The organism is Kribbella sp. NPDC051718, assembly GCF_040681515.1.
Taxonomy (GTDB): Bacteria; Actinomycetota; Actinomycetes; order Propionibacteriales; family Kribbellaceae; genus Kribbella.
This window is the reverse complement of record NZ_JBFAYZ010000013.1, coordinates 156767-182321: the sequence shown is the minus strand read 5'-3', so window position 1 is coordinate 182321 and position 25555 is coordinate 156767. Positions and strand designations below refer to the sequence as shown.

Annotated in this window: 24 protein-coding genes; 11 read left to right on the top strand and 13 right to left on the bottom strand. The window is 67.2% G+C overall.

What is annotated here, in order from left to right; genetic code table 11:
- The first annotated feature begins 149 nt into the window (after window positions 1-149).
- Complete coding sequence (locus AB0M15_RS36840; RefSeq protein ID WP_363829873.1) at window positions 150-1541, top strand: aspartate aminotransferase family protein; 1392 nt, start codon at window positions 150-152, stop codon at window positions 1539-1541.
- Here AB0M15_RS36840 and AB0M15_RS36835 read toward each other — a convergent pair.
- Genes AB0M15_RS36835 through AB0M15_RS36815 form a run of 5 tightly spaced genes read right to left on the bottom strand, consistent with a single transcriptional unit; the run spans window position 1538 to window position 6972 of the window.
- Window positions 1538-2905: an FAD-dependent oxidoreductase gene (locus AB0M15_RS36835; RefSeq protein WP_363829870.1), complete on the bottom strand. Its 1368-nt coding sequence runs from the start codon at window positions 2903-2905 to the stop codon at window positions 1538-1540. The two genes, AB0M15_RS36840 and AB0M15_RS36835, sit on opposite strands and share 4 nt — an antisense overlap.
- Window positions 2895-3704: an ABC transporter permease gene (locus AB0M15_RS36830; protein WP_363829867.1), complete on the bottom strand. Its 810-nt coding sequence runs from the start codon at window positions 3702-3704 to the stop codon at window positions 2895-2897. The genes AB0M15_RS36835 and AB0M15_RS36830 overlap by 11 nt, the downstream gene beginning before the upstream one ends.
- Entirely contained in the window at window positions 3701-4615 is a 915-nt protein-coding gene (locus AB0M15_RS36825) for an ABC transporter permease (RefSeq protein WP_363829864.1), read from the bottom strand. Before AB0M15_RS36825 ends, AB0M15_RS36830 begins: the two co-directional genes overlap by 4 nt.
- On the bottom strand, window positions 4612-5778 hold the full coding sequence (locus AB0M15_RS36820; RefSeq protein WP_363829861.1) for an ABC transporter ATP-binding protein: 1167 nt from the start codon (window positions 5776-5778) through the stop codon (window positions 4612-4614). Before AB0M15_RS36820 ends, AB0M15_RS36825 begins: the two co-directional genes overlap by 4 nt.
- 6 nt (window positions 5779-5784) lie before the next feature.
- On the bottom strand, window positions 5785-6972 hold the full coding sequence (locus tag AB0M15_RS36815) for a spermidine/putrescine ABC transporter substrate-binding protein (protein ID WP_363829858.1): 1188 nt from the start codon (window positions 6970-6972) through the stop codon (window positions 5785-5787).
- Window positions 6973-7119: 147 nt separating this feature from the next.
- On the opposite strand from AB0M15_RS36815, the gene AB0M15_RS36810 reads away from it, so the two are divergent.
- From AB0M15_RS36810 to AB0M15_RS36800, 3 genes are all read left to right on the top strand, one after another.
- Entirely contained in the window at window positions 7120-7602 is a 483-nt protein-coding gene (locus AB0M15_RS36810) for an Lrp/AsnC family transcriptional regulator (RefSeq protein WP_328331787.1), read from the top strand.
- On the top strand, window positions 7587-8954 hold the full coding sequence (locus AB0M15_RS36805; protein ID WP_363829854.1) for an FAD-binding oxidoreductase: 1368 nt from the start codon (window positions 7587-7589) through the stop codon (window positions 8952-8954). The genes AB0M15_RS36810 and AB0M15_RS36805 overlap by 16 nt, the downstream gene beginning before the upstream one ends.
- Window positions 8955-9026: 72 nt before the next feature.
- Window positions 9027-10220, top strand: coding sequence for an aminotransferase class I/II-fold pyridoxal phosphate-dependent enzyme (locus tag AB0M15_RS36800; protein ID WP_363829851.1), 1194 nt, complete (start codon window positions 9027-9029; stop codon window positions 10218-10220).
- Here the strand turns inward: AB0M15_RS36800 and AB0M15_RS36795 are convergent, their stop codons facing one another.
- Both AB0M15_RS36795 and AB0M15_RS36790 read right to left on the bottom strand, forming a co-directional pair.
- On the bottom strand, window positions 10221-10934 hold the full coding sequence (locus AB0M15_RS36795) for a hypothetical protein (RefSeq protein WP_363829848.1): 714 nt from the start codon (window positions 10932-10934) through the stop codon (window positions 10221-10223). It abuts the gene before it with no gap.
- A 71-nt stretch (window positions 10935-11005) separates the two neighbouring features.
- Window positions 11006-12148 carry a phosphotransferase gene (locus AB0M15_RS36790; protein ID WP_363829845.1) on the bottom strand — a complete coding sequence of 381 codons (1143 nt, stop codon included), beginning with the start codon at window positions 12146-12148 and terminating at the stop codon, window positions 11006-11008.
- 57 nt (window positions 12149-12205) lie between these two features.
- Here AB0M15_RS36790 and AB0M15_RS36785 point away from each other — a divergent pair, with 57 nt between their 5' ends.
- The gene (locus AB0M15_RS36785) at window positions 12206-12631 is read left to right on the top strand and encodes a MarR family winged helix-turn-helix transcriptional regulator (RefSeq protein ID WP_363829842.1); all 426 of its coding nucleotides are present in this window, start codon (window positions 12206-12208) and stop codon (window positions 12629-12631) included.
- A 191-nt stretch (window positions 12632-12822) separates the two neighbouring features.
- Here AB0M15_RS36785 and AB0M15_RS36780 read toward each other — a convergent pair whose 3' ends face one another.
- The 5 genes from AB0M15_RS36780 to AB0M15_RS36760 are packed head-to-tail and all read right to left on the bottom strand — an operon-like array spanning window position 12823 to window position 17770.
- A complete protein-coding gene (locus tag AB0M15_RS36780) occupies window positions 12823-13770 on the bottom strand; it encodes a carbohydrate kinase family protein (protein ID WP_363829839.1) in 948 nt (315 codons plus the stop codon).
- Between the two features lie 4 nt (window positions 13771-13774).
- The gene (locus AB0M15_RS36775; protein WP_363829836.1) at window positions 13775-14755 is read right to left on the bottom strand and encodes an SIS domain-containing protein; all 981 of its coding nucleotides are present in this window, start codon (window positions 14753-14755) and stop codon (window positions 13775-13777) included.
- Window positions 14752-15594: a carbohydrate ABC transporter permease gene (locus AB0M15_RS36770; RefSeq protein WP_363829833.1), complete on the bottom strand. Its 843-nt coding sequence runs from the start codon at window positions 15592-15594 to the stop codon at window positions 14752-14754. The genes AB0M15_RS36775 and AB0M15_RS36770 overlap by 4 nt, the downstream gene beginning before the upstream one ends.
- Window positions 15594-16481, bottom strand: a complete 888-nt coding sequence (locus AB0M15_RS36765) for a sugar ABC transporter permease (RefSeq protein ID WP_363829830.1) — start codon at window positions 16479-16481, stop codon at window positions 15594-15596. Before AB0M15_RS36765 ends, AB0M15_RS36770 begins: the two co-directional genes overlap by 1 nt.
- Window positions 16478-17770, bottom strand: coding sequence for an extracellular solute-binding protein (locus tag AB0M15_RS36760; RefSeq protein WP_363829827.1), 1293 nt, complete (start codon window positions 17768-17770; stop codon window positions 16478-16480). Before AB0M15_RS36760 ends, AB0M15_RS36765 begins: the two co-directional genes overlap by 4 nt.
- Before the next feature lie 99 nt (window positions 17771-17869).
- Here AB0M15_RS36760 and AB0M15_RS36755 point away from each other — a divergent pair, with 99 nt between their 5' ends.
- Together AB0M15_RS36755 and AB0M15_RS36750 are read left to right on the top strand one after the other, a co-directional pair.
- The gene (locus AB0M15_RS36755) at window positions 17870-19027 is read left to right on the top strand and encodes an ROK family transcriptional regulator (RefSeq protein WP_363829824.1); all 1158 of its coding nucleotides are present in this window, start codon (window positions 17870-17872) and stop codon (window positions 19025-19027) included.
- A 29-nt stretch (window positions 19028-19056) separates the two neighbouring features.
- Window positions 19057-19515 carry a MarR family transcriptional regulator gene (locus tag AB0M15_RS36750; RefSeq protein ID WP_363829815.1) on the top strand — a complete coding sequence of 153 codons (459 nt, stop codon included), beginning with the start codon at window positions 19057-19059 and terminating at the stop codon, window positions 19513-19515.
- On the opposite strand, the gene AB0M15_RS36745 is transcribed toward AB0M15_RS36750, so the two are convergent.
- Window positions 19476-20192: a GntR family transcriptional regulator gene (locus AB0M15_RS36745; RefSeq protein ID WP_363829808.1), complete on the bottom strand. Its 717-nt coding sequence runs from the start codon at window positions 20190-20192 to the stop codon at window positions 19476-19478. The two genes, AB0M15_RS36750 and AB0M15_RS36745, sit on opposite strands and share 40 nt — an antisense overlap.
- Before the next feature lie 175 nt (window positions 20193-20367).
- Here AB0M15_RS36745 and AB0M15_RS36740 point away from each other — a divergent pair, with 175 nt between their 5' ends.
- The 4 genes from AB0M15_RS36740 to AB0M15_RS36725 are packed head-to-tail and all read left to right on the top strand — an operon-like array spanning window position 20368 to window position 25554.
- The gene (locus AB0M15_RS36740) at window positions 20368-21156 is read left to right on the top strand and encodes a TIGR03084 family metal-binding protein (protein WP_363829801.1); all 789 of its coding nucleotides are present in this window, start codon (window positions 20368-20370) and stop codon (window positions 21154-21156) included.
- A complete protein-coding gene (locus AB0M15_RS36735) occupies window positions 21153-22874 on the top strand; it encodes an acyclic terpene utilization AtuA family protein (RefSeq protein ID WP_363829797.1) in 1722 nt (573 codons plus the stop codon). The genes AB0M15_RS36740 and AB0M15_RS36735 overlap by 4 nt, the downstream gene beginning before the upstream one ends.
- Window positions 22871-23992, top strand: a complete 1122-nt coding sequence (locus AB0M15_RS36730) for an acyl-CoA dehydrogenase family protein (protein ID WP_363829794.1) — start codon at window positions 22871-22873, stop codon at window positions 23990-23992. The genes AB0M15_RS36735 and AB0M15_RS36730 overlap by 4 nt, the downstream gene beginning before the upstream one ends.
- Complete coding sequence (locus AB0M15_RS36725; protein WP_363829791.1) at window positions 23989-25554, top strand: carboxyl transferase domain-containing protein; 1566 nt, start codon at window positions 23989-23991, stop codon at window positions 25552-25554. Before AB0M15_RS36730 ends, AB0M15_RS36725 begins: the two co-directional genes overlap by 4 nt.
- Window position 25555 lies beyond the last annotated feature (1 nt).

Here is a 25555-nt window from a genome sequence, read left to right as displayed (position 1 = left end):
CATCCTCGCCTAGTGCGGAATCCGAATCAGATGCGATCTACGACCGATGAGATCGGCAGGATATAGGCCACAGGGGAACGAAATCACTTGCCAGCCGATGAGCTGGCGGGCAGGATGGCGGGAACGGCCAGCTTGAGATGAGGAACCTTATGATGCCGTCCGACGCCCTTGACGACGCCGCCTTCGACCGTTTGCAGCAGTCTGCGCGCGACCACTTGTGGCTGCACTTCAGCAGGATGGGCAGCTACGAAACAGCCGAGGTACCGGTCATCGTCCGCGGCGACGGCGCGTACATCTACGACGCCCGCGGCAAGCGCTACCTCGACGGGTTGGCCGGTCTGTTCGTCAGCCAACTCGGCCACGGCCGGACCGAGCTCGCCGAGGCCGCGGCCAAGCAGGCCTCCGAGCTGGCGTTCTTCCCGCTCTGGTCCTACGCGCACCCGAAGTCGATCGAGCTCGCCGAACGCGTGGCCAACTACGCGCCGGGCGATCTCAACCGCGTCTTCTTCACCAGCGGTGGCGGCGAGGCCGTCGAGACCGCCTGGAAGCTGGCGAAGAACTACTTCAAGCTGACCGGCAAGCCGATGAAGCACAAGGTGATCAGCCGCGCCATCGCGTACCACGGCACCACCCACGGCGCGCTGTCGATCACCGGCCTGCCGGAGCTCAAGCAGCAGTTCGAGCCACTCGTCCCGAGCACCTTCCGGGTGCCGAACACGAACATCTACCGCGCCCCGATCCACGGCGACGACCCGGTCGCATTCGGCCGCTGGGCCGCCGACCAGATCGCCGTTGCGATCGAGCAAGAAGGACCCGAGACCGTCGCCGCCGTGTTCCTGGAGCCGGTCCAGAACGCGGGCGGCTGCTTCCCGCCACCGCCCGGGTACTTCGAGCGGGTCCGCGAGATCTGCGACGAGTACGACGTACTGCTGGTCAGCGACGAGGTGATCTGCGCGTACGGCCGCCTCGGCCACATGTTCGGCGCCGAGCGGTACGGCTACCAGCCGGACATGATCACCTGCGCGAAGGGTCTCACCTCCGGCTACGCCCCGTTGGGCGCGATGATCGCCACGGACCGGCTGATGGAGCCGTTCCTGCAGGGCAACACATCGTTCGCCCACGGCTACACCTTCGGGGGCCATCCCGTCTCCGCGGCCGTCGCGCTCACGAACCTCGACATCTTCGAGCGTGAGGGCATCAACGAGCACGTCCGGGACACCGAGGGGGAGTTCCGTGCGACGCTCGAGAAACTGCTCGACCTGCCTCTGGTCGGCGACGTCCGCGGTGACGGGTACTTCTACGGGATCGAACTGGTCAAGGACAAGACCACCAAGGAGACCTTCGACGACGAGGAGTCCGAACGCCTGCTCCGCGGCTTCCTCTCCAAGGCGCTGTTCGACGCCGGCCTGTACTGCCGCGCCGACGACCGTGGCGACCCCGTCATCCAACTCTCCCCGCCGCTGATCTGCGACCAGTCGCACTTCGACGAGATGGAGCAGATCCTCCGCTCGGTCCTCACCGAGGCGGAGACCAAGCTCTAGAAGTCGAACCCCAGGCCCAACCGGTCGAGGGTTCTGAGCCAGAGGTTGCGATGGCCCGCGTGGGAGTCCGCGTGGGCCATCGACCATCTGGTCAGGTGGATGCCCGCAGACCGGATCGGCTCGGGCGGGAAGGGCATCGGGCGTTCGCGAACCATCTTGAGGTTCGTACGGTCGGTCTGCTCGGCGTACAGGAGGTCGAGCATGACGTCGGCGCCGAAGCGGGTGGCGGCTACGCCTAGGCCGGTGTAGCCGAGGGCGTAGGCGAGGCGGCCTTCGGAGGCGGTGCCGAAGAAGGCGCAGAAGCGGGTGCTGGTGTCGATGACGCCGCCCCAGCGGTGGGTGAAGCGGAGGCCTTCCAGTTGGGGGAAGGTGGTGAAGAAGTGGCGGGCGAGCATTTCGTGGATGGAGTCGCGTTGCTCCAGCGCTGGGTCGATTCGGCTGCCGAAGTAGTACAGGGGTGTGTAGCCGCCCCAGAGGATGCGGTTGTCACGGGTCAGGCGGTAGTAGTGGAAGAGGTTGGAGGCGTCGCCGACACCTTGGCGGCCGCGCCAGCCGATCTCGTTCAGCTGCGACGGTGACAGCGGCTCGGTCATCAGGACCAGGTCATAGACAGGCACTGTGTACAGGCGTAGGCGCCGGAGTAGTGACGGGAAAGCGTTGGTGGCCAGGGCGATTCGGCCGGCGCGCACCGAGCCGGTTGCCGTGCGCAACAAGTCGCCACGCAGGCTGGTGACGGGTGAGTGCTCGTGGATCCGGACGCCGAGGTCGAGGCAGGCCTGACGGAGGCCCCAGGCAAGTCTTGCCGGCTCGACGAGCGCCGTATCGGAGTGATCGGCGAGCGCGCCGAGGTAGGTCGGGGAGTTCACCTCGGCGCGGGTCTGGGTGGCGTCGAGCAGGGTCACCTTGTGGCCGAGCACCTGGCGGGCTTCGGCTTCGTCCGCGAGGTCTTGCAGTTGGTGGGGTGCGGTGGCGACGGTCAGCTCGCCGGTACGTTCCCAGTTGCAGTCGATGCCGTACTTCGCGATGGTCGCGCCGATCGCTTCCAGGTTCTCTTCACCGAGTCGCTCCAGCACCGGCAACTCGTCCGGCCAGCGGGCCTGACCGTTGCCGAACCCGTGCGTCAGGCTGGCGTCGCAGAAGCCGCCGTTGCGACCACTGGCTGCGTTCCCGCAGGTCGAAGCCTCCAGGACGACGACATCCAGCGATGGGTAGCGTTCCTTGGCTCGGAGCGCTGTCCACAGGCCCGTGTATCCACCGCCGACGATCGCCAGGTCCGCTGTATGTTCCCCGATGAGCTGTTCGGTCGGCTCGGGCGCTGCAGGATCGTCGAGCCAGAAGACCTTGGGTTCGGCGTCAGTGAGCACGGGCGTTCCGTCGCCGACGGGCCAGTTCGCCGCCAAGCACCAGGAACAGGGCGAGGAGGAACATCGCGGTACCGACGACATTGATCTGCGGAGGGAGATCGCGCTGGGCGGAGCCCCAGACGAACATCGGGAAGGTGACCGTGGTGCCGGCGTTCAGGTTGGTGATGATGAAGTCGTCGAAGGAGAGCGAGAAGCTGAGCAGGGCCGCGGCCATGATGCCGGGGAAGACCAGCGGGAAGGTGATCCGCCAGAACGTCTGCCACTCGTTGGCGTACAGATCCATCGCCGCCTGTTCGAGCCGTGAGTCCATCCCGGACAGCCGCGCCTTGACCGTGACGACGACGAACGAGAGGCAGAACATCACGTGCGCGATCAGGATCGTCCAGAACCCGAGCCGCCCACCGAAACCCGACGACACGAACAGCGCGAGCAACGACGAGCCGAGCACGATCTCCGGGGAGGCCATCGGCAGGAAGATGAACAGGTTGGTCGCGGACCGGCCACGGAAGCGCTGACGCACCATCGCGAACGCCATCAACGTGCCGAGAGCGGTCGCGATCACGGTTGAGGCGAGACCGATCTGCAGGCTGGTGCCCACCGCGTCGCAGAGACCGAACGGGCGGCACGGGTGCTGCCAGTTCTGCCAGGTGAAGCCGTCGAAGGTGTAGGACAGCTTGCTCTTGGGCGCGTTGAACGACATCAGGATCACGACGAAGATCGGCGCGAAGAGGTACAGCAGGACCAGCAACCCGAGGAAGAGGATCAGGTGCCGCCCGATCCAGCGGCCGACGCGAGTCATACCAGCTCCTCCGTCCCGGCGCGGCGTACGTAGAAGAGGACGAGCACGACGATCGCGGCCATCAGCGTGACCGAGAGCGCGGCGGCCGTCGGGTAGGCGCCGGCGGCGAAGAGGCGCTGGATGTCGTTGCCGATCATCCGCTGCTTCGGCGTACCGAGCAGCTGTGCGTTGATGTAGTCACCGGCGGCCGGGATGAAGGTCAGCAACGTGCCTGCGACGACACCCGGCATCGAGAGCGGCAGAGTCACCGTGCGGAAGGTGGTGAACGGCCCTGCGAACAGATCACCACCGGCCTCGATCAACCGGTGGTCGATCTTCTCGAGGCTGGCGTAGAGCGGCAGGATCATGAACGGCAGGAAGTTGTACGTGAGCCCGGTGACCACAGCGGCGGTCGTGGCAAGCAGGCGGCCGTCGGAGCCGAGGATGTGGACCGTCTTGAGGAAGTCGACGACGAAGCCGTTGTCGCTGAGCAGCAACTTCCACGACAGCGTGCGGATCAGGAAGCTGGTGAAGAACGGCGCGATCACCAGCGCCAGCATGATGTTCTTCCACCGACCCGCCTTGAACGCGATCGCGTAGGCGAGGGGATACCCGAGCAGCAGGCAGAAAGCCGTTGTCAGCAAGGAGTACCACAGCGATCGCGCGAACGGCCGGGCGTAGTCGGCGAGCGCGTCCACATAGTTGTGGAAGCTCCACGTCATCTTGAAGCCGGCCTCGATCGAGCCGTTCGGGTCGTACAGGCTGGCCGCGAGCAGCGACACGATCGGTACGACGAAGAACAGCAACAGCCACAGAGCGCCCGGCGCGAGGAGCAGATACCCCGTCAGGCTGCGGCCTCTACGGGCGGGCGGCTCCACGGCGGCTGCCGTAGTACCGGCCGCCGGCCCCGGAAGCTGGCCGAGGGCACTCATCCCGCGTCCGCGATGTCCTCGACGCCGGCCAGCGCGTCCTGTGCCGCGTCGAGCACGAACGTGTGCGACGGCTGCCAATGCAGATCGACGGCGTCGCCGACCTTCAACGCCTCCCGGGCGCCGGTGTTCTGCTCGAACACCGTCAGCTCCTGCCCCCACGGAAGCTTCGCCAGGTACTGCGTACTCACGCCGATGTAGCTCACATCGGTCACCACGGCCGACCGCAGCACGTTCGAGCCACTGTCGTCCTCGGACCCCGACGCCGCGAGGAAGACCTTCTCCGGTCGGATCCCCATCCACACGTCGCCCTCGGTCACCCGGCACCGCGGCACCGGTACGACGACCTTGCCGCCATGCACGTCGACGACCAGGTTGCCGTCGGCCTGGCTGACGATCTTGGCTCGCACCAGGTTCGACTGCCCGAGGAAGTTCGCGACGAACGTCGTCGCCGGCAGGTCGTACAACTCCGCCGGCGACCCGAGCTGCTCGATCACGCCACCGTTCATCACGGCGATCGTGTCGGCCATCGTCATGGCCTCTTCCTGGTCGTGCGTGACGTGCACGAAGGTGATGCCGACCTCGGTCTGGATCCGTTTCAGCTCGATCTGCATCTGCCGCCGGAGCTTCAGGTCGAGCGCGCCCAGCGGCTCGTCCAGCAACAGCACCTGCGGCCGGTTGATCAGCGCGCGGGCGAGCGCGACTCGTTGCTGCTGGCCACCGGACAGCTGACCCGGCTTCCGCTTGCCATAGCTGCCGAGCTCGACCAGCTCGAGTATCTCGTCGACCTTCTGCTTGACGTCCTTGACCTTGCGCCGGCGCAGGCCGAAGGCGACGTTCTCGAAGATGTCGAGATGCGGGAAGAGCGCATAGTTCTGGAAGACGGTGTTGACCGGCCGCTTGTACGGTCGCAGGCCGGTGATGTTCTGGTCGCCGAGACTGATCGTCCCGCTGGTCGGTTCCTCCAGCCCGGCAACCATTCGCAGCGTCGTCGTCTTGCCGCAGCCGGACGGGCCGAGCAGCGCGAAGAACTCGCCCTGCGGCACGGTCAGGTCCAGATCGTTCACGGCCGTGAAGGTCGCGAACCGTTTGGTGATACCGCTGAGCACGAGATCACTGGTCCCTGCGGTGGTACCGGCGACTGCGTCCTTTTCGATGACGGTCATTGGCGGTCAGCCCCCGATCGCGAGGTTGAAGTCGGTTTCGTAGAGCTTCGCCTTGGCCGTGTCCAGCGGCATGAACGCGAAGGTCTTCTCGAGCACTTCGGTGTCGGGGAAGATCAGCGGGCTGTCGACCAGCTCGGGATCGACCTTCTCCATCGCCTTGCGGGCACCCTCGACCGGGCAGATGTAGTTCACCCAGGCCGCCAGCGTGGCCGCGACTTCCGGGTCGTAGTAGTAGTTCATCAGCGCCTCGGCATTGGCTTTGTGCGTCGCTTTGTTCGGCACCAGCATGTTGTCCGACCAGAGCGCCAGACCCTCTTCGGGGACGACGAACTTGACGTCCGGGTTGTCCGCCTGGAGCGCCAGCACATCACCCGACCAGGCCTGGCAGGCGACGATGTTGCCGGCGTTCAGGTCCTGCACGTAGTCGTTGCCGGTGAAGCGGCGGACCTGCCCGGAAGCGACGTACCCGCTGAGTTTGTCGAGTGCCTTGCTCCAGGCGGCGTCGTCGAACTTGGCCGGATCGGCGCCGACCAGTCGGAGCATGAACGACATCGTGTCCGGCATCTCCGACAGCATGGTGACCTTGCCCTTGAGATCCCCACGGGTCAGCAGGTCGGCGAAACTGCCGACCTCCTTGGTGTACTTCGCGTTGTAGGCGATGCCGGTCAGCCCCGACTGCCACGGCACGCTGTAGTCGCGGTTCGGATCCCAGCGCGGCGCCTTCAACTGCTTGAGCAGATTGGCGTCGACGTTCGGGATCTTGGCGTGGTCGAGCTGCTGGATCCAGCCGAGGCCGACCGTGCGAGCGGCCATCCAGTCGGTCAGTACGAAGATGTCGCGGCCGCACGGCTGACAGGCGCCGAGCTGGTCGCGCACCTTCGCGTAGAACTCGGAGTTGTCGTTGACGTCCGCGGTGTACGTCACCTGGACGCCGGACTGCTTCTCGAAGTCCTCCAGCGTCGGCAGCACCGTCTTGCCGTTGACCTTCTCGTCGGACTCGTCCATGTAGCTCGGCCAGTTGGAGAAGATCAGCGCCTTCTCGGTCGCCGACTTGTCCGTACTGACGCAACTGCCGGCGCTCTGCTTCGCGGCCGGGATGCCGCAGCCGTTGAGCAGTCCAGCGGCTCCCAACCCGAGCGCGGCTCCGCGGAGAACGGTCCGACGCCCGATCACAGGCTGGGGACGAGGGCTCATCCGGACCTCCCTGTCAGGGTCTGTTAGCGGGCGATACTGTCAAACGGTTTCCGCCAAGACAAGGGATTCCGCAGTTAGATGGTGATTTCGCAACGGATTCCGGTACTCCTGCTTGCCTACCCCCGGTGACGCTGACAGGATCTGCTGGTGACCGGACGCACGGGGAACCCCGAAAAGAACGCTGTACTGCTCGACGACACCGCCAAGGCGATCATCCGCGAGCTCCAGGTCGACGGGCGCAGGTCGTACGCCGCGATCGGCAAGGCGGTCGGGCTGTCCGAGGCCGCGGTCCGGCAACGCGTCCAGCGGCTGACCGAAGCCGGCATCATGCAGGTGGTGGCCGTCACCGATCCGCTCGAGATGGGGTTCGCCAGGCAGGCGATGATCGGGATCAAGGCCGAGGGCGCGCTCGAGCCGATCGCGGACGAGCTCGCCGCGATGGACGAGATCGAGTACGTCGTGATCACTGCCGGCTCGTTCGACCTGCTGGCCGAGGTGCTCTGCGAGAGTGACGAGCAACTGCTGCGGGTGCTGTCGGAGCGGGTGCGGTCGATCAAGGGCGTCAAGGGGACCGAGACGTTCGTGTACCTGAAGCTGGTCAAGCAGACGTACTCGTGGGGTGTGCGCTGATCCTGTGGAGCTCGGCCGCAGCACCTGTGGTCGAGCGGCCGGGGCTGGCGGGCGACCGGGATGCCGACGTAGCGATCGTCGGCGCCGGGTACACGGGGCTGTGGACGGCCTATTACCTGGCGAAGGCTGATCCCTCGTTGCGGATCGTCGTGCTGGAGGCCGCGACCGTTGGCTTCGGTGCCTCGGGACGCAACGGTGGTTGGTGTTCGGCGTTGTTCCCGGTGTCTTCGCATCGGCTGGCCTCGCTGCCGGGGTCGAGTCGCGAGTCGGCGATCGCGATGCACCTGGCGATGCAGGGATCGGTGAACGAGGTCGGCCGGGTCAGTGCTCTTGAGGGCATCGACTGCGATTACCACAAGGGCGGCACGATTGTGCTGGCTCGGTCGGCGGCTCAGCTGGCTCGCGCTCGCGCGGAGGTCGCTGAGGCTGGTGAGTGGGGGCCGGGGGATCTGCGATTCCTGGAGCCTGACGAGGTCGCGTCGCAGGTGCGGGCGACAAAGGTGCTGGGGGCAACATTTACGCCGCATTGCGCCGCGATCCATCCGGGCAAGTTGGTGCGTGGGTTGGCAGCCGTGGTGGAGGGGCTCGGGGTGACTATTCATGAGCACACTCCGGCGCTTTCCATTTCGGGTGGGGCTGCGCGTACGGCGTACGGGGTGGTGCGGGCTGAGGTGATCGTCCGGGCCACCGAGGGATTCACGCCGTCGCTGGCCGGTGAGGCGCGGACACTGGCGCCGGTCTATTCGTTGATGGTGGCAACGGAGCCGTTGAGCGCGGCGACCTGGGATCGGATCGGGCTGGCGGATCGGCCGACGTTCAGTGATCACCGGCATCTGGTGATCTATGGGCAGCGGACGGCTGATGGGCGGCTCGCTTTCGGCGGGCGCGGTGCGCCGTACCACTTCCGGTCCCGGGTGAAGCCGTCCTTCGATCAGGAGCCGCGCGTGTTCGCTGCCTTGCAGGCGACGCTGCGGGAGCTCTTCGACGGCCTCGATGACGTCGCCTTCACGCACGCTTGGGGCGGGGCGCTCGGTGTGCCGCGGGACTGGTGCGCGTCGGTCGGGATCGACCACCAGTCAGGCCTGGCATGGGCCGGCGGTTATGTCGGCGACGGCGTCAGTACGACGAACCTGGCCGGCCGGACACTGACCGATCTCATCCTCCGCCGAGACACTCCACTGATCCACCTTCCCTGGGTGGACCACCGCTCGCCCCGCTGGGAGCCGGAACCGTTGCGCTGGCTCGGCATCAACGCGGGCCTGCGGGCGATGACCCTGGCCGACACCGAAGAGAAGCTGACCCGCCACGACAGCCGGATCGCCCGCGTGATGTCACCGCTCCTCGGAGGCTGACCTCTGGCAGTGCCCTTTCGGGCACGACTGCGCTCGTTCACGCTGCCTAGGGTTGAGCCCTCAGGAGGTGCAATGGTGACCGACCCCAGCCAGACGATCGTCGACATCTTCTCCGTCGGCGAGTCCCTCGGCGTGGTCCATGCGGCCGCGCAGGACGACCGGCTGGACGGCCGTGTCGTCACCGTCGACGGCCGGCGGCTGGTGAACTTCAGCTCTTGCGGCTACACGGGGCTCGAGATGCACCCGGTGTTGAAGGGCGCTGTCGCGACGGCTGCTGATCGGTTCGGGACTCAGTTCGCCACGACGCGGACGTTCCTGTCTTCTCCGCAGTACGCCGCGGCGGAGGCAGCGTTGACCCGGCTTTTCGGCCGGCCGGCGGCGATCTCCGCCAGCACGACCATGGGCAACCTGGCGGCTCTCCCGATCCTGGTCGGAACCGGCGACGTGATGCTGCTCGACGCGCAGGTACATCGCAGTGTGCGGATGGCTGCCAAGTTGACGGAGGCTCCCGCACTCGGGGTGCCGCACAGCAACCTGGAGGCGCTCGAGCGTCGGGTCCGCGAGTTGTCGGACCGGCACGAGAAAGTCTGGTTCCTCGCCGACGGCCTCTACAGCATGTTCGGGGACTTCGCGCCGGTGCGGGAGCTCGGAGCGCTGGCCGAACGCTACGAGAAGCTGTGGCTGTACTTCGACGACGCACACTCCATCTCCTGGACCGGGCAGCACGGCCGCGGCCAGGTGCTCGAGCACCTGAGCCCGGCTGCGCTCACCAAGACGGTGGTGATCGGGTCACTGAACAAGGCGTTCGGGATCGCCGGTGGCGTGATGACGTTTCCCACCGAGGCACTGCGCCATCGCGTGTTCAGTCTCGGCTGGCCGATGATCTTCTCCGGACCGGTGCCGCCGCCGATGCTGGCCGGGATTCTCGCGTCGGCCCGATTGCACCTCTCGGACGAACTGGCCGAGCGGCAGGCGGCGGTGATCGAGCGGATTCGGCTGTTCAACCGCGAAGCGGCGGCGTACGGGGTGCCGCTGTTGCATGAGAGCGAGACGCCGATCAGGTACGTCCCGGCCGGGCGGGACATCCACTCGGTGGGCGGGCTGGGACGCCGGCTTCAGGAGGCGGGGTACTTCGTCAACACGGCCAGCTATCCCGCAGTGCCGGTGAAGCGGTCGGGGCTGCGGATCACTCTCACCGTCCACCAGACCGAGGACGACATCACCGGCCTGGTTCAGGCGATCGCCAAGTGGCTCCCGTTGGTGTAGCTAGCTGGGGGCGCCGGTCAGGGCCGGTAGGGCTGGGAAGTTGGCCAGGTTGGGGAGGGACGGCAGGTTGGCGAGGATCGGGTGCTCGACGCTGGCGCGGCCGGCCAGCAGGACCTGGAGCGGAGGGCCGTACAGGATCGTGGGGGTGTGTAGCCAGTCCCGGATCACGGGGACGGCGGCGTGGTGGTGATTGGCGAGGTCTTGCAGGCTCAGTTCGTCGACGTCGACGGGGTTGCCGGTGAGTTCGACGATGTCGCTCATCAGGCCGCCGACCTGTTGCTCCCAGAGAAGGTTGTCGGTGGCAACTTCGTCGGAGCGAATCAGGAGGAGGGCGACGTCGCTGGTGAGGTCGCCTTCGCCGCGGGCGGCAGCGCCGTACAGGCTGGCGTGCAGTGGTGGGATGCGCCAGGAGTCGATGTTGGCCGCGAGAGTGTCGGCGAAGGTGGCGCGGAGGTTGGCCAGGAGCTCTACCGCTTGGGCCGCCAGGTGGGAGCGGTTGAGGCGGTAGAGGAGTGAGGTGCCGGCCTCGTCTACGTGGACCAGGCCGGTCGACGCCAGGCGCTGCAGGACGAGGCGTACGCCGGCGACGCTGCCGGTGCCTGCTTCGGCATGCACCTGGCGGCCGGAGAGCATGCGGTCGGAGCGGGCGAGCACCTGGAGCACGGGTCCGTCGAGCGAGGGGATGACGGTGCTGATCGGCGTACTGAAGTCCACCGGCTACCGTGCCCACAATTCTGCGCACATGATCACTTTTGTGATCATAGCGACTGGACGATCACTCTGTGTCAGCGGGGTATCGCGAGAGCCTGGTCGACGAGGTAGCGGGTCATCGCGAGTCTTGTGCGGAAGGTTTCGGCTAGTTCGTCGGTGAGTGGTTCCTGGAGGCGTACCAGCGGCAGGGCGGTGAACGCGCTCCGGAAGAGCAGGCCGCCGTCCATGGCGTACTCGATGTCGGCCTCCCGGTGATCCCGGCCTTCGGCCCCAAGGCCGTCGGCGAAGGCGCTGACCAGGATCGGGCGGAGGGTGGTCAGCTCGGAGAGTTCGAGGTGACCGGCGTGGGCGAGGCCGAGAAGGAGCTGGGCCAGGTCTTCGCCGGCCGGGGAGAGGCCGCCGAAACTCCAGTCGATGGCCACGAACGAATCGGGCTGGTCGGCAGGAATGAGGAGGTTCTGGGGGCTGGCGTCGCCGTGCGCCATCACCTGCGGGAGCTGGGCGAGGCGGTCGAGTACTGCGGGAAGCCGGCTCGCCAGTTCCGTGAGGTCGGTGCGGAGAATGGCATCGGCTGACTTGAGGAGTGGATGGGCCCAGAGGTCGTCGCTCTGCAGGGCCGGGAGGATCAGCGGTACGAGGTAGGTGTCGTAGAAGACAGCGAGCGGGCCTGCCGGAGTACGGGATTGGACCGGCAGCGCGTCGCGTTCGGTCAGCCGGGCGGAGGCACGGCCCAGGAGCTCTGCCGCCTTGGCGAACCTGACGGTGTCCCAGAGGTCCGGGTCGTCGAGGGTGGCGACGTCTTCGAGGATCATCGCGATCTGTTCGTCACCCAGGTCCACGACTCGGTGGACGAACGGAAGACGGAGACCGTCGGGGAGGGCTTCGGTCAGGTCGGTCGCGTAGACGTCCGCCTCGAAGCGCCAGAAGTCGCTGGCGAGCGCGCCCTCGCGGACGGCCAGGGGGAGGGCGTGGACCAGCGGCCAGTGCCGGACGGACCAGATCGCCTTCACGAAGAGCGACCACTCGACGTCGCCGGCCTCGGTCGCGGTCGCGGCTTTGAGGCGGAGAGCGCCGACCGTGGTCGGGGTACCGAAGGCATAGCCGACGGGTTCGGTCCACCAGCGGGTCACCTTGGGGTCGTCTACGAAGGAGGCGGCGAGCTCGGTGACGGTCGCGTCGGTGAGCAGGGGGCGCAGTACGCGCTCCAGTTCGGTCATCGCGGCCTCGGATATAGTAAAGGAACGTTGGTTGTGCATAGACGGTAGGGAGTGCTCATGGCGGATGTCAACGGGCCGCAGCATCTCGCCCAGCTGCTCAACCGGGTGAACCGGCGGTTGCGGCTCGACGCGGTACCGCCGGCCGGGTTCACGGAGTTGAGCGTGGCGCAGGTGCGGGTGCTCGACGTGATCCCGGCGGGTGGGTGCCGGATTGTCGATCTCTCCGGTGAGTTGCGGGTGAGCAGTCAGGGGCTCGGGCAACTGGTCAAGCACCTGGAGCGCGAGGGGTACGTCGAGCTGGCGGCTGCCCCGGACGATCGACGGGCGAAGCTGATTCGGCGTACCGGCGCTGGGGACGCCGTGGTGGAGCAGGTGAGTGCACTGCTCGACGGAGTGGAGCAGGCGTGGCGGGCTGAGGTTGGAGCTGAGCGGTTCGACGTCTTCCGCGAAGTACTGGGCGAGCTGGCGGCCAAACTCCCCTGAATCCGGCGCACTTGTGGCGACCTTGAACACCAAATGGCGGGCGTGAACACGTTATTAGATGTCCGAGGTCGCCGGTTGGTGTCCGAGGTCGCCGGTTGGTGTCCGAGGTCGCCGGTTGGTGGGGCGCTGGCTGGGGGGCCGGTTGGTGGGGCGACGGTTGGTGGGGCGCTGGCTGGGGGCGTGGGGCTTGGTTAGTGGGGTAGGTCGGTGCGGGTGGGGTGGCGGTTGTGGGAGGGGCGGGTTACTACTGCTGACGCGTAGGCGACTGCGAAGGTGAGGGCCTCTTTGAGGGGCTTGCCGGTGGATAGTTCGGCTAGGAGGGCGGCGGCGAGGCTGTCGCCGGCGCCGGTGGTGTCGAGGGGGATGGCGGGTGGGGCGGTGATGACGATGGTGTCGGCGCCGGGAGTTGCTGCGCCGGGGCGGCCGTTGGGTGGGGTGGGGGTGGTGAGCAGGGCGCCGGCGGGGCCTCGCTTGAGGATCGTCTGGTGGTTGCTGTGTCTGGTGAGGGCGATGGCGGCGTCGTGCGGGATGGGGAGGTTGGTGAGGGCCAGCGCCTCGGGTTCGTTGGGGAGGAAGAGGTCGACGAGCGGGAGCAGGTCGAGGATCTCCTGGCGGCCGGTGGTCTTCCAGTCGTCGGGATCCCAGCCGGTGTCGAGGATGGTGGTGGCGCCGTTCGCGCGGGCCTTCTTGAGGAGTTCGTGGGTCGCGGGGCGAAGCGCGGGGAGGGAGAAATGGCCGGTGAGCAGGACGTAGTCGGCTTCGGTCGCGTCCTCGGGGAGATCTGCGAGGGTCCAGTCGGCCAGGACTCCGTGCGCGGTGATGAACGCGCGCTCGCGACCGGGAGCCTCGACGGCGATGGAGATGCCGGTGGCGCCGGGTTTGACGAGGATGTCCTCGTTGAGTTTCAGCTTTTCCAGCTCGGCGAGCACCCAGCGGCCGGCGTAGTCGTCGCCCACTGCGGCGAACAGGCGATGCGGCGTGCCGAGGGCGGCGAGCGCGAGGCTCACGTTGCCGGCGGCACCGGCCGGGCGGACGTCGATCCGGTCGATGATCGAGTCGCCGCCTGGGCGCGGGAGAGCGGTGACCGGGTCGGCCAGTACGTCGAGCTGCACGTTGCCGATGACATGAATCGTAGGCAAAACCTCAACTCACCTTCGTATCACTCTGCCGATGCCGGAACCCATCCACCGTCAACCCCCGCCGCTGCGCGACGTCCCACCCCAACCGCTGCACGATCACCATCTCCAGCACAGCCTTGGCCAGCCCGTTACTTGCCTCAGGCACCTTGATCACCGCAAGCCCTTCCGTTGACTCGACTTGGCGCGTGGTGATCAGCACGACCTTCGTCCCGTAGTCCTGCACGTCATACGCCAACTGCACTTCTCTCTCGTCCCCGATCAACAGACACGTCGTCTGCTGATCGAGTATCTCCATGGGGCCATGCAGATAGTTCCGAGTCTCATGCACAGCCGTGTGCAACCGTCCCGACTCCCGCAACAACAACCCACCCTCACCAGCAGTCGCCACACTCACCCCGCTGGCAACCACATCCACCAGCCGCGCATCGTCCAAGTACGCACTCGCCGCGCCTAGCGGCGCCTCAAGCGCGGAAGAGACAAGAGCCGGCAACGCAGCCCAGTCGAACGGTGAGGCAGAGGCGCCGGCCGACTTGGTCTCGGCCGATGCGGAGACGGTGGCTGTCCAGTGGTCGCCCAAGACGCCTAGGGCTTGGAGGGTTGCGGTGTAGCCGGTGGTGTAGACGGGGCTGTCTGGGCCGGAGTTCAGGAGGATTAGCTCGGCGGTGGCTGCCGCGAGGGGGCTGTCTGCGAAGTTGGTCAGGGCGATGGTTCTGGAGGGGGACTTGTAGGCGAGGACTTCGGTGCTGCGGCCGGATTCGCTGATTAGGAGGGTTAGGGCTGCGGGGATTGGTGGGGAGGTGGCTGGGATGGCTACTGCTTGGAGGCCGGCGGAGCGCCAAGCCGCGGCTGCTCCGTGGGCGGCATGTTCGCTGGCTCCGATGCCTACCAGGGCGATCAGACCGCCTTGGAAAGAAGGGAGTTTGAGGGAGGCGAGGCTGGTGGCCAGGGCTGCGGGTTGGGCGGCGATGCCTTCGGGGAACTTCATCCCTTGACCGAGCCGGCGGTCAGGCCGCTGACGATGTAGCGCTGGAAGAGTAGGGCGAGGAGTACGGGGGGCAGGGCGGCCAGTACGCCGCCGGCGGCTACCAGGCCGAAATCTGAGGAGAATTTGCCGGTGAATTCGGCGATGGCGACCGGGATGGTTTTCGCGTTGGTGGTCGAGGTGAAGATCAGCGAATACAAGAACTCGTCCCAGGCCAGGAGGAAGCCGAACATGGCAGTGGCGACTATGCCCGGGCGGGCCAGCGGGAGGACAACGCGGAGTAAGGCGCCTAGGCGTGAGCAGCCGTCTACGCGGGCGGCGTCTTCGAGTTCGACGGGGAGGCTCAGGTAGAAATTGCTCATCGTCCACAGGCAGAACGGGGTGACGATCGAGCAGTACGTGACGATCAGCCCGAGCTTGGTGTCGAGCAGCTGCAGGTTCGCCATCGCCAGGTACAGCGGAATCACCAGCGCGATCGGCGGCAGCATGTAGATCGCCAGGAACGCGAACAGCGTGGTGCGGCGGAAGCGGAATCGCAGGCGGGCAAAGGCGTATCCGCCTAGTGAGCCGACCACCAGCGAGATGACCGTCGTGCAGGACGCGACGATCAGGCTGTTCAGCATCGCGATCCGGAACGTGCCGGCCACGTTGTCGGCACCCGACGACGAGGTGAAGATGTCGCGGTAGCGCTCCAGCGTCGGGTGGTCCGGCCAGAGCGTGCCCGCGGTCAGCTCGTTCGACGGCGAGAGGCTGGAGATCACCAGCCAGGCGAACGGCGCGAGCACGACCACCGCGAGGACCGCGCAGAAGACGTAGAGCACGGGAGAAGGACGGTTGCGCATCAGACACCTGCCAACTGGTTCTGCCGGAGGATGCGCAGGTAGAACATCGCCAGCGCGCCGACGGCGATCACGATCAGGTAAGCGAGCGCGGCGCCGTACCCGAAGAGCTGGTTCGAGAACGCCTGCAGGTAGGTGTAGAAGGCAACGGTCTGGGTGCCCGAGGCAGGGCCGCCGCCGGTCATCACGTAGATGATGTCGAACACCTTGAAGGCCTCGATCGTGCGCAGGACCAGGACGACGGCGATGCTCGGCTTGAGCAGCGGGACGACGACCGACCAGAAGGTGCGCAGCTTGCTCGCGCCGTCGACAACGGCCGCCTCGTGCAGCTCGGCCGGGATCGTCTGCAGGCCGGCGAGCAGGAAGAACGCGACGATCGAGGTGTTCTTCCAGACGTCGGCGACGATCACCATGTTGAGCGCGAGGAACGGCGAACCGAGCCATTGGGTGTCGGTGCCGAGGATCTGGTTCAGTACGCCGTACTGGCCGTTGTAGATCCAGCGCCAGAGGGCGCCGTTGACGATCGTCGGGAGCGCCCACGGCAGTACGACGAGACTGCGCCAGAGCCAGCGGAAGCGCAGCGGCGCGTTGAGCAGCAGCGCGACGCCGAGCCCCAGGACGAGCTCGATCGCGGTCGAGACGAGCGTGAAGTACGCCGTGTGCCCGAGCACCGGATAGAACGACGGGTCGCTGAAAACCTTGGTGTAGTTGCTCAATCCTGCGAACGGATAACTCCCCGGCATCGCACTGTCGACCTTGTAGAGCGAGATCAACAACGTGCGGATGACCGGATAGAGCACTACGCCGAAGACGACCAGCGCTGCGGGGAGGAGCAAGAACAGCGCGAACTTGCCCTCCCCCTTGACTACTACCTGTCTGGTTCGGCTCACGACTGCAGGAGGCTGTTCGCTTTGTCGGCGGCGTCGTCGAGGGCCTTTTGGGCCGGTTTGCGGCCCAACAACGCGTTCTGGAGTTCGGCTTGGAGGGCTTGGGAGAAGGCGTTGTAGTTGCGGGCCTGGGGGCGGAGGATCAGGTCGTCGAGTTGCTTCTTGGCTTGGGGGACGACGGCGGGGTTGGTCTTGACGACTGCTTCGTCGTCGTAGGAGGTCTTCCAGACCGGGAGCGAGTCGAGGGCGTACTTGTTCTGCTCAGCCTGGCTGGTCAGGAAGCTGATGTACTTGAAGGCCGCCGCCTGGTTCTTGCTGCCGGTGGTGACGCAGAGCGCCATCCCGCCGTTGACACCCGGCCGCCCGGCCGAGCCCTTGGGCGTTTGGAGCACCTTGACCTTGCCCGCGATCTTGCTCTGCTTCGCGTCGTTGGCAGCGCCGTACATGTAGGTCCAGTTCAGTACCGCGCTCGCCTGCCCGGCCTGGAACACCCGCTGTACGTCGGCCTCGAGCGACTGCGTCGACGCCGGGTTGGTCAGCCCGTCGACGATCGTCTGCCGCATGAACTCCAACGCCTGGACCCCTCCGCCAGTGTTGAAGGCCGCCTTGCCCGAGTCGTCGAGGAACTTGCCACCCATCGCGCCGAGCAGCTGCGCGTAGTCGCAGACCAGCGCCTCGGCCTGCTGCCACGACCAGATCAGCGGGTACTTCGCGGCGCCGGTCGCCTTGATCTTCCGGGCGCCGGCCAGCACGCCGTCCCAGGTGTCGAGGCTGGCCGCGTCGACCTTGGCGGTCTGCAGGTGCGCCTCGTTGTAGAAGAAGTACTTGGTGTCCATGATCCACGGCACGCCGTACAGCTTCTGGTCGTACTCCGCGGTGGCGACCGCGCCGGCGAGCATGCCGGACTTCCAGTCGCCCGGCCACTGGCTGGTGACGTCGGTGACCATCTTCTTGCCGCCGAACTCGGCCGGCCAGATCACGTCGATCAGCACCACGTCGTACGTACCGGCCGGACCGGCGGCGACGATCTTGTCGTGCAGCGCCTCGTAGGCGACGAACTCCGGCTTGACCGTGATGTCCGGGTTCGCGCTGGCGAAGGAGGCCGTCATCTTGGTGATGTCGTCCTCGGAGTAGCCCGCCTGTTTCATGAACAGCGCGCGGACCTCGCCCTTGCCGCTGCCCTGGTCGCCCGTCGAGGCGCCCTTGCCACCGCCACACGCGGCCAGGAACGCTGCCAGCCCGAGTCCACCCGCCGCTTGCAGGGCGGTCCGCCGGGAGAGGTTGTCTGCCATGACTCACTCCGATTCCGAGTTTGTTAGGCAGCCTGCCTAACTTACGGGAAGTATCATCAGGCTCCGAGGCGGTAGTCAAGGCTTAACCGGAGGTGACGCATGAACCGTGTTGTGAGCGGCACTCCCAGCGCGAGCGTCGTGCTGACCCAGCTGCTGACCCGGTCTGGACCACAGACCCGGTCCGAGCTCGCGGTGGCGTGTGCCCTGTCCCGTCCGACGGTCTTCGCCGCGGTGGATCGGCTCGAGTCGCTCGGCCTGGCGGAGCCGGTCGCGCAGCGAAGTGGTCTACCCGGACGGACGGCCACGCTGTACGGCGTACCGGCTGGTGCTGGGTGTGTGGCGGGGATCGACATCGGCGGTACGAACCTTCGGGCAGCCGTCTGTGACCTCAGCGGTGCCCCTTTGGCGGAGTTCAAACGGTCGACGCGCGCGAAGGGGGCGGCGAGCGTCGTACGGCAGGCGGTGGAGTTGCTGGCCGAGGCGCGGGTGGCGGCTGATCGCGTGGACGTGCCGTTGCTGGCTGCGGGGGTGTCGATTCCCGGGGTCGTGAATCGGCACGATCCGATGGTCCGGTACGCCTGGAACGTCGGTGAGGACGAGCCGTACGACTTCTACTCCCAGTTGTCGGCCGCGATCGACGGGCCGGTACTGCTGGAGAACAACGTGAACCTCGCCGCGATCGGCGAGCAGCGGCACGGCGCCGGCACCGAGGCGTCGATGTTCGCCGTGATCGCGATCGGTACCGGCGTCGGCGCCGGCATCATGCACAACGGCGCGCTCCTGCGCGGCGCCCACGGAGCCGCCGGCGAGGTCGCCTTCCTGCCCACCGGCCACGCCCACCGCAGCGGTACTCCGAGCAGCGCCGACGAAGCAGGCGGCAAAGCGCTTCTGCGCGAAGCCCAAGCGCTGGACCCGGCCCTGAAAGACGTGGCCGACCTCTTCGAACGAGCCCAGCAAGGCGATCCCCAGGCCCTGTCCCTGGTCGAGGACGAATGCCGCCGGATCAGCGAGATCGTCGCCGCCATCTGCGCCGTCGTCGACCCCGAGACAGTCATCCTCAGCGGCGGCATCGGCGACAACGACTTCCTCGCCGGACGGGTCGCCGAACTGGCTGCCGCCCTGCCGATCCCACCCACGATCGTCCGCTCAGCCCTCGGCGACCGAGCCAGCCTGGTAGGCGCCATCACCACTGCCACCACGCACGCAGCCACCGAGCTGCTCTCCCGAGTAGAAGCGCCGGACTCGGTCACCGGCTAACTGCAGGTGATTTGTGATAGTCAGTGATCATGACTGTCAGGCGGATGGACCTTGGGGTGCTGGCGGGGCAGTTGTTGTTTGCGGTGCAGGGAGAGCTGTTCGGGAAGTTGGCAGAGCTCGGGTTCGATGATCTGCATCCGCGACATGGGGCGGTGCTGGCGTATCTGGAGTCCGAGGGGGTTCGGGCTACCGAGCTGGCGCGGCGATCGGGGCAGCACAAGCAGGTGATCGGGACGATGGTCGACGAGCTGGAGGCGCTCGGCTATGTGGAACGGCGGCCGGATCCGGCCGATCGGCGGGCCAAGCTGATTTGCCCGACAGAGCGCGGGCGGGCCGAGCTAGCGGCGGCTGACAAGATCCTGGCGGCGCTGCAGGAACGGCACGCGCGGCGGCTCGGGCGGGAGAGGTACGCGGAGTTCAAGGCGGCTTTTCAGGACATCGTCGAGCATCAGAAGGGCGTCATCCGGAGTTCGGCGGTGAAGGCGTAGCGGTCGCCGCGGTAGACGGCCGACGTGTACTCGAAGACGCGCTCGCGGCGGTCGAAGCTGACACCGTGCAAGGCCAGGCACGGCTGGGTGCTGGGGATGTCGAGCCATTCGGCCGTCTTGGCGTCGGGCATCACCGGCTCGAGTTTCGACGTACCGGAGGCGAGCTCGATGCCGTACCGATTCGTCAGCAGGTCGTAGAGGGAGCCGCTCAGGTCGTCGGCTTCGAGGCCTGGTACGTAGCTGCCCGGCAGCGTGGTGCGCTCGACCACCATCGGCATCTCGTCGGCCAACCGGAGCCGGGTGAAGGTGAGGACCGGATCACCGATCGGGATCCGCAGCCGGCGGGCGGCCGCGCGCTCGGCTCTCGTATGGCGGAACTCCAGCGTCTGACTCCCCGGCCGCATCCCGCGCCGCCGGATGTCCTCGGAGAACCCCATCATCCCCAGCCACTTGGCCACCTTCGGCCGGGCCGTGTAGGTCCCACTCCCGTGCCGCCGGACCAGCAACTCCTCGATCACCAGCTCGTCGACAGCCCGCCGCAGCGTCATCCGCGCGACCTTCCATCGAGCCGCCAGCTCCCGCTCAGGCGGCAACGCGGCACCTTCCGGCAACGTGTCGATCAGGCTGAGCAGCAGCGCCCGGATCTCGGCGGCCTTACCAGGCAGGGAACTGTGCATCCCTCTGCCTAGCACCACCCGAGGGTCGCCCGGAACCTTTTCCAACAGCATGCAACTGCAATTGGACCAATCGGGCAACCGGCATCGCTCCCAGCAAAAACAAGCACGCGTGCTTGATTCTTTCCGGATGGGGTGGGAGGCTCGGGGAACACCGGGTCTAGGGCAGGAGTCGCGCGTGCAACTGGATGATGTGCTGGCCGATCTGAGTGCCGAGAGTGTCGAGCTGGATCTGCTCGTCGGTGGGCTGACGACGGATGGCTGGAGTACGCCGACGCCCGCCGAGGGATGGACCGTCGCCCACCAGATCGCTCATCTGGCGTGGACGGACGAGGCTGCCCGGTTGGCGGCGGCCGAGCCGGAGGCGTTCCAGGTCGAGTTGCAGAAGGCCGTGGAAAACCCAGCCGGGTTTGTGGATGACGGAGCCGCTGAAGGGGCTGCGCTGCCGGCCGGAGACTTGCTGACCTACTGGCGGCAGACGCGTGGGGAGTTGCAGGATGCGCTGAAGGCGGTGCCGGCCGGGCAGAAGGTGGCGTGGTTCGGGCCGCCGATGAGTCCGACCTCGATGGCGACGGCCCGGTTGATGGAGACGTGGGCGCATGGGCAGGACGTGGCCGATGCGCTGGGGGTGACGCGGCGACCGTCGGGTCGGCTCCGGCACGTGGCGCACCTCGCAGTACGGACCAGGGACTTCGCCTATCTGCTGAATGATCGCAAGCCGCCGCCGGCGCCGTTCCACGTGGAACTTTCCGGGCCTGAGGGTGACGTGTGGATCTGGGGTCCTGAGGACGCTGAGCAGCGGGTGACGGGCAAGGCGCTGGACTTCTGTTTGCTGGCGACGCAGCGACGGCATCGCGACGACCTCGACGTACAGGCGGTGGGTGCCGAGGCGGACGAGTGGCTGGGGATCATTCAGGCGTTCGCCGGGATGCCGGGCAAGGGCCGGGAGCGGGGGCAGTTCGGATGACTGAGCCGATTCGGATCGGGAACTCGTCCGGGTTCTACGGCGACCGCTTCAAAGCGTTCCAGGAGATGCTGACCGGCGGGCCGCTGGACGTGCTGACCGGCGACTACCTGGCCGAGCTGACGATGCTGATCCTCGGTCGCGACCGGTCGAAGGATCCCTCGATGGGGTACGCGAAGACCTTCCCGGCGCAGCTCGAAGGCGCGCTCGGCGAGGTGCTCGATCGAGGCGTCAAGGTGGTCAGCAACGCGGGCGGACTCAATCCGGCAGGACTTGCGGAGAAGATCCACGAGATCGCGGACAAGCTCGGACTGCACCCGAAGATCGCGTACGTCGAAGGCGACGACCTGATCTCGCGCGCGGAGGAGCTCGGTTTCGGCGACCCCCTCACCGCCAACGCGTACCTCGGCGCCTGGGGCATCGCCGAAGCACTCAAGGCCGGCGCCGACATCGTCGTCACCGGCCGCGTCACCGACGCCTCCGTCATCGTCGGCCCTGCCGCCGCGCATCACGGCTGGCGACGCGACCAGTACGACGAACTGGCCGGAGCCGTCGTCGCCGGACACGTGATCGAGTGCGGCTGCCAGGCGACCGGCGGCAACTACGCGTTCTTCCAGGAGATCCGCGATCTCAGCCGGCCCGGCTTCCCGATCGCGGAGATCCACGCCGACGGCAGCAGCGTGATCACCAAGCACGACGGCACTGGCGGCGCGGTCACGATCGACACGGTCAAGGCGCAACTGCTCTACGAGATCACCGGCGCCCGGTACGCCGGTCCGGATGTGACCGCGCGGATTGACTCGATCGAGCTGTCCGAGGACGGCCCGGACCGGATCCGGATCACCGGCGTCGAGGGCGAGCCGCCGCCCCCGACGTACAAGGTGTCCTTGAACAGCCATGGCGGCTTCCGCAACGAGGTGACCTTCGTGCTCACCGGGCTGGAGCTGGAGGCGAAGGCCGAGCTGATCCAGCAGCAACTCGAGCGGGACCTGGTCAAACGGCCGGCCGAGATGAAGTGGTCCGTACTGTGGAGCGAGCAGCCGAACGCGGGCACCGAGGAGCAGGCAAGTGTCCTGCTCAAGTGCACCATCAAGGACCCAGACCCGCTGGTCGCCGGTCGCGTGTTCTCCAGCGCGGCGGTCGAGCTTGCGCTGTCGAGTTATCCCGGCTTCCACGTGACGGCTCCTCCCGGCAGTGAACAGGCGTACGGGCTCTTCACCGCCGGGTACGTCGATCCGCACGAGCTGGAGCACGTCGTCGTACTCCCGGACGGCCGGCGCCAGACGATCGAACCGTCCGAGGACACCCAGGTGCTGGCGGAGGCGGAAGGCGGCGCGCTCCCGATGCCGTTGCCGCAACTCGTCGCGGCTGGGCGGCCGGCTAGGTCGCTCACCCGCGAGGTGCCGCTGGGCCGCATCGCCGGAGCGCGGAGCGGCGACAAGGGTGGCGACGCGAACGTCGGGGTGTGGGTGCGGAACGAGACGGCCTGGCGATGGTTCGCGCACACGTTGACGGTCGAGAAGTTCCAGGAGCTGCTGCCAGAGACCCAGGACCTGACCGTCACAAGGCACGTCTTCCCGAACCTGTGGGCGCTCAACTTCGTGGTCAGCGGGTTGCTGGGTGATGGAGTCGCCTCGCAGGCGCGGTTCGATCCACAGGCCAAGGCAGTCGGCGAGTGGCTCCGGTCGCGCTATCTCGACGTACCGGAAGTGTTGCTGTGAACGACTTTCGGGCGAGTGTGCGGCGCTTCATGAGCGCGGAGGTGCTGCCCAATCTGGAGCAGTGGGAGCGGGACGGCGAGTTGCCGCGGGAGCTGCACAAGAAGGCTGGTCAGCTCGGGCTGCTCGGGGTCGGCTTTCCGGAGGCTGTGGGTGGTGGCGGTGGATCGCTCGGCGATGCGATCGCGGTGGTCGAGGAGATGCACTACGCGGGCGGCTCCGGCGGGCTAGTCGCATCGCTGCTGACCTGCGGGATCGCACTGCCCCACATTGTTGCTGCTGGCAACGACGAGCAGATCGCGCGCTGGGTCGGACCGACGCTCGAAGGCGAGTTGATCGGCGCCTTGGCGATCACCGAGCCGGACGGCGGCTCGGACGTCGCCGGGCTGCGGACCACGGCTCGTCGCGAGGGCGATCACTTCGTCGTCAACGGGGCCAAGACGTACATCACCTCCGGCAGCCGTGCGGACTTCGTGACGACGGCGGTCCGGACCGGCGGGCCGGGCGCGCACGGCATCAGCCTGCTGGTGATCGAGCGCGGTACGCCGGGGTTCGCGGTGTCACGGAAGCTGTCGAAGATGGGGTGGCTCTGCTCTGATACGGCGGAGTTGTCGTTCACCGAGGTCCGGGTGCCGGTGGCGAACCTGGTCGGCGAGGCGGGAACAGGGTTCGTCCAGCTGGCGGTGAACTTCGTCGCCGAGCGGCTGACGCTCGCGGTGCAGGCGTATGCCGGGGCACAACGGGCGCTGGATCTCAGCGTCGAGTGGTGCAGGATGCGGGAGACGTTCGGCCGGCCGCTGATCTCGCGGCAGAGCGTGCAGCACACCCTGACGGAGATGGCCCGGCGGATCGACGTCGCCCGGACCTACGTGCACTCGGTCGCCCAGCGGGCCGAGCGCGGCGAGGACGTGATCGCCGAGACCTGCTTCGCCAAGAACACCGCCGTCGAGGCCGGCGCGTGGGTGTGTGACCAGGCGCTGCAGTTGCACGGCGGGTTCGGGTACATGCGCGACGCCGAGGTCGAACGGCAGTACCGGGACCAGAAGATCCTCGCCATCGGCGGCGGTACGACCGAGATCCTGACCGGCCTGGCGGCCAAGAGACTGGGGTTCACCGGATGAGCAATCGCGAGGCGATGCTGGACAAGCTGGCCGAGCTGGAGGTCGAGCACGCCAAGGCGCTGGCCGGTGGCGGCCCGAAGTACGTGGAACGGCATCACAAGCGCGGCAAACTGCTCGCGCGGGAGCGGATCGAGTTGCTGCTCGATCCGGACACCGCGTTTCTGGAGCTGTCGCCGCTCGCGGGCTGGGGCAGCGACTTCACGGTCGGCGCGAGCCTGATCACCGGGATCGGTGTGGTGGAAGGCGTCGAGTGCCTGATCACCGCGAACGACCCGACGGTCAAGGGCGGCGCCAGCAACCCGTGGACGCTGCGGAAGGCGTTGCGGTCGGACGAGATCGCCCGGGCGAACCGGTTGCCGGTGATCAGCCTGGTCGAGTCGGGTGGCGCGGATCTGCCGACGCAGAAGGAGATCTTCATCCCGGGTGGCGCGATGTTCCGCAACCTGACCCGGTTGTCGGCGGAAGGGATTCCGACGATCGCGCTGGTGTTCGGCAACTCGACCGCCGGCGGGGCGTACATCCCGGGCATGAGCGACTACGTGGTGATGGTCGACGGCGGCGCGAAGGTGTTCCTGGCCGGGCCGCCGTTGGTGAAGATGGCGACCGGCGAGGACGCGGACGACGAGTCGCTCGGTGGCGCGGCGATGCACGCGCGGACTTCGGGGCTGGCCGACTACTTCGCGGTGGACGAGCCGGATGCGATCCGGCTCGGGCGGCAGATCGTGTCGCGGCTGAACTGGAAGAAGCTCGGGCCGGCGCCGGCGGCATCGTACGAGGAGCCCTTGTACGACCAGGACGAGCTGCTCGGGATCGTACCGGGAGACCTGAAGATTCCGTTCGACCCGCGGGACGTGATCGCCCGGGTGGTGGACGGGTCGGTGTTCGACGAGTTCAAGCCGCTCTACGGATCGTCGCTGGCGACCGGGTGGGCGTCGGTGCACGGGTATCCGGTCGGGATTCTGGCGAACGCGCGGGGCGTGCTGTTCCGCGAGGAGTCGCAGAAGGCGGCACAGTTCATCCAGTTGGCGAACCGGGCCAATACGCCGCTGATCTTCCTGCACAACACGACCGGCTACATGGTCGGGCAGGAGTACGAGCAGGGCGGGATCATCAAGCACGGCGCGCAGATGATCAACGCGGTCTCCAACTCGAAGGTGCCGCACATCTCGATCCTGATGGGGGCGTCGTACGGCGCCGGGCATTACGGGATGTGTGGGCGGGCATTCGATCCACGGTTCCTGTTCGCGTGGCCGTCGGCGAAGTCGGCGGTGATGGGGCCGCAGCAGCTCGCCGGGGTGTTGTCGATCGTGGCGCGGGCGGCCGCGGCGGCGAAGGGGCAGCCGTACGACGAGGACGGTGATGCCGCGATGCGGGCTTATGTGGAAGGACAGATCGAGGCGGAGTCGCTGCCGATGTTCCTGTCCGGACGGCTCTATGACGACGGCGTGATCGATCCGCGTGATACCCGGACCGTGCTCGGGCTGTGTCTGTCGGCGATCCACTCCGGCCCGGTTGAGGGCACCCGCTTCGATGGCGCCAACTTCGGCGTCTTCCGGATGTGAT

Excerpts from the sequence above, each read along its gene's own strand:
- AB0M15_RS36840 (WP_363829873.1), top strand. The coding sequence starts at position 150 with ATGATGCCGTCCGACGCCCTTGACGACGCCGCCTTCGACCGTTTGCAG.
- AB0M15_RS36830 (WP_363829867.1), bottom strand. The coding sequence starts at position 3,704 with ATGACTCGCGTCGGCCGCTGGATCGGGCGGCACCTGATCCTCTTCCTC.
- AB0M15_RS36825 (WP_363829864.1), bottom strand. The coding sequence starts at position 4,615 with ATGAGTGCCCTCGGCCAGCTTCCGGGGCCGGCGGCCGGTACTACGGCA.
- AB0M15_RS36820 (WP_363829861.1), bottom strand. The coding sequence starts at position 5,778 with ATGACCGTCATCGAAAAGGACGCAGTCGCCGGTACCACCGCAGGGACC.
- AB0M15_RS36815 (WP_363829858.1), bottom strand. The coding sequence starts at position 6,972 with ATGAGCCCTCGTCCCCAGCCTGTGATCGGGCGTCGGACCGTTCTCCGC.
- AB0M15_RS36800 (WP_363829851.1), top strand. The coding sequence starts at position 9,027 with ATGGTGACCGACCCCAGCCAGACGATCGTCGACATCTTCTCCGTCGGC.
- AB0M15_RS36790 (WP_363829845.1), bottom strand. The coding sequence starts at position 12,148 with ATGACCGAACTGGAGCGCGTACTGCGCCCCCTGCTCACCGACGCGACC.
- AB0M15_RS36785 (WP_363829842.1), top strand. The coding sequence starts at position 12,206 with ATGGCGGATGTCAACGGGCCGCAGCATCTCGCCCAGCTGCTCAACCGG.
- AB0M15_RS36775 (WP_363829836.1), bottom strand. The coding sequence starts at position 14,755 with ATGAAGTTCCCCGAAGGCATCGCCGCCCAACCCGCAGCCCTGGCCACC.
- AB0M15_RS36770 (WP_363829833.1), bottom strand. The coding sequence starts at position 15,594 with ATGCGCAACCGTCCTTCTCCCGTGCTCTACGTCTTCTGCGCGGTCCTC.
- AB0M15_RS36760 (WP_363829827.1), bottom strand. The coding sequence starts at position 17,770 with ATGGCAGACAACCTCTCCCGGCGGACCGCCCTGCAAGCGGCGGGTGGA.
- AB0M15_RS36755 (WP_363829824.1), top strand. The coding sequence starts at position 17,870 with ATGAACCGTGTTGTGAGCGGCACTCCCAGCGCGAGCGTCGTGCTGACC.
- AB0M15_RS36750 (WP_363829815.1), top strand. The coding sequence starts at position 19,057 with ATGACTGTCAGGCGGATGGACCTTGGGGTGCTGGCGGGGCAGTTGTTG.
- AB0M15_RS36745 (WP_363829808.1), bottom strand. The coding sequence starts at position 20,192 with ATGCACAGTTCCCTGCCTGGTAAGGCCGCCGAGATCCGGGCGCTGCTG.
- AB0M15_RS36735 (WP_363829797.1), top strand. The coding sequence starts at position 21,153 with ATGACTGAGCCGATTCGGATCGGGAACTCGTCCGGGTTCTACGGCGAC.
- AB0M15_RS36725 (WP_363829791.1), top strand. The coding sequence starts at position 23,989 with ATGAGCAATCGCGAGGCGATGCTGGACAAGCTGGCCGAGCTGGAGGTC.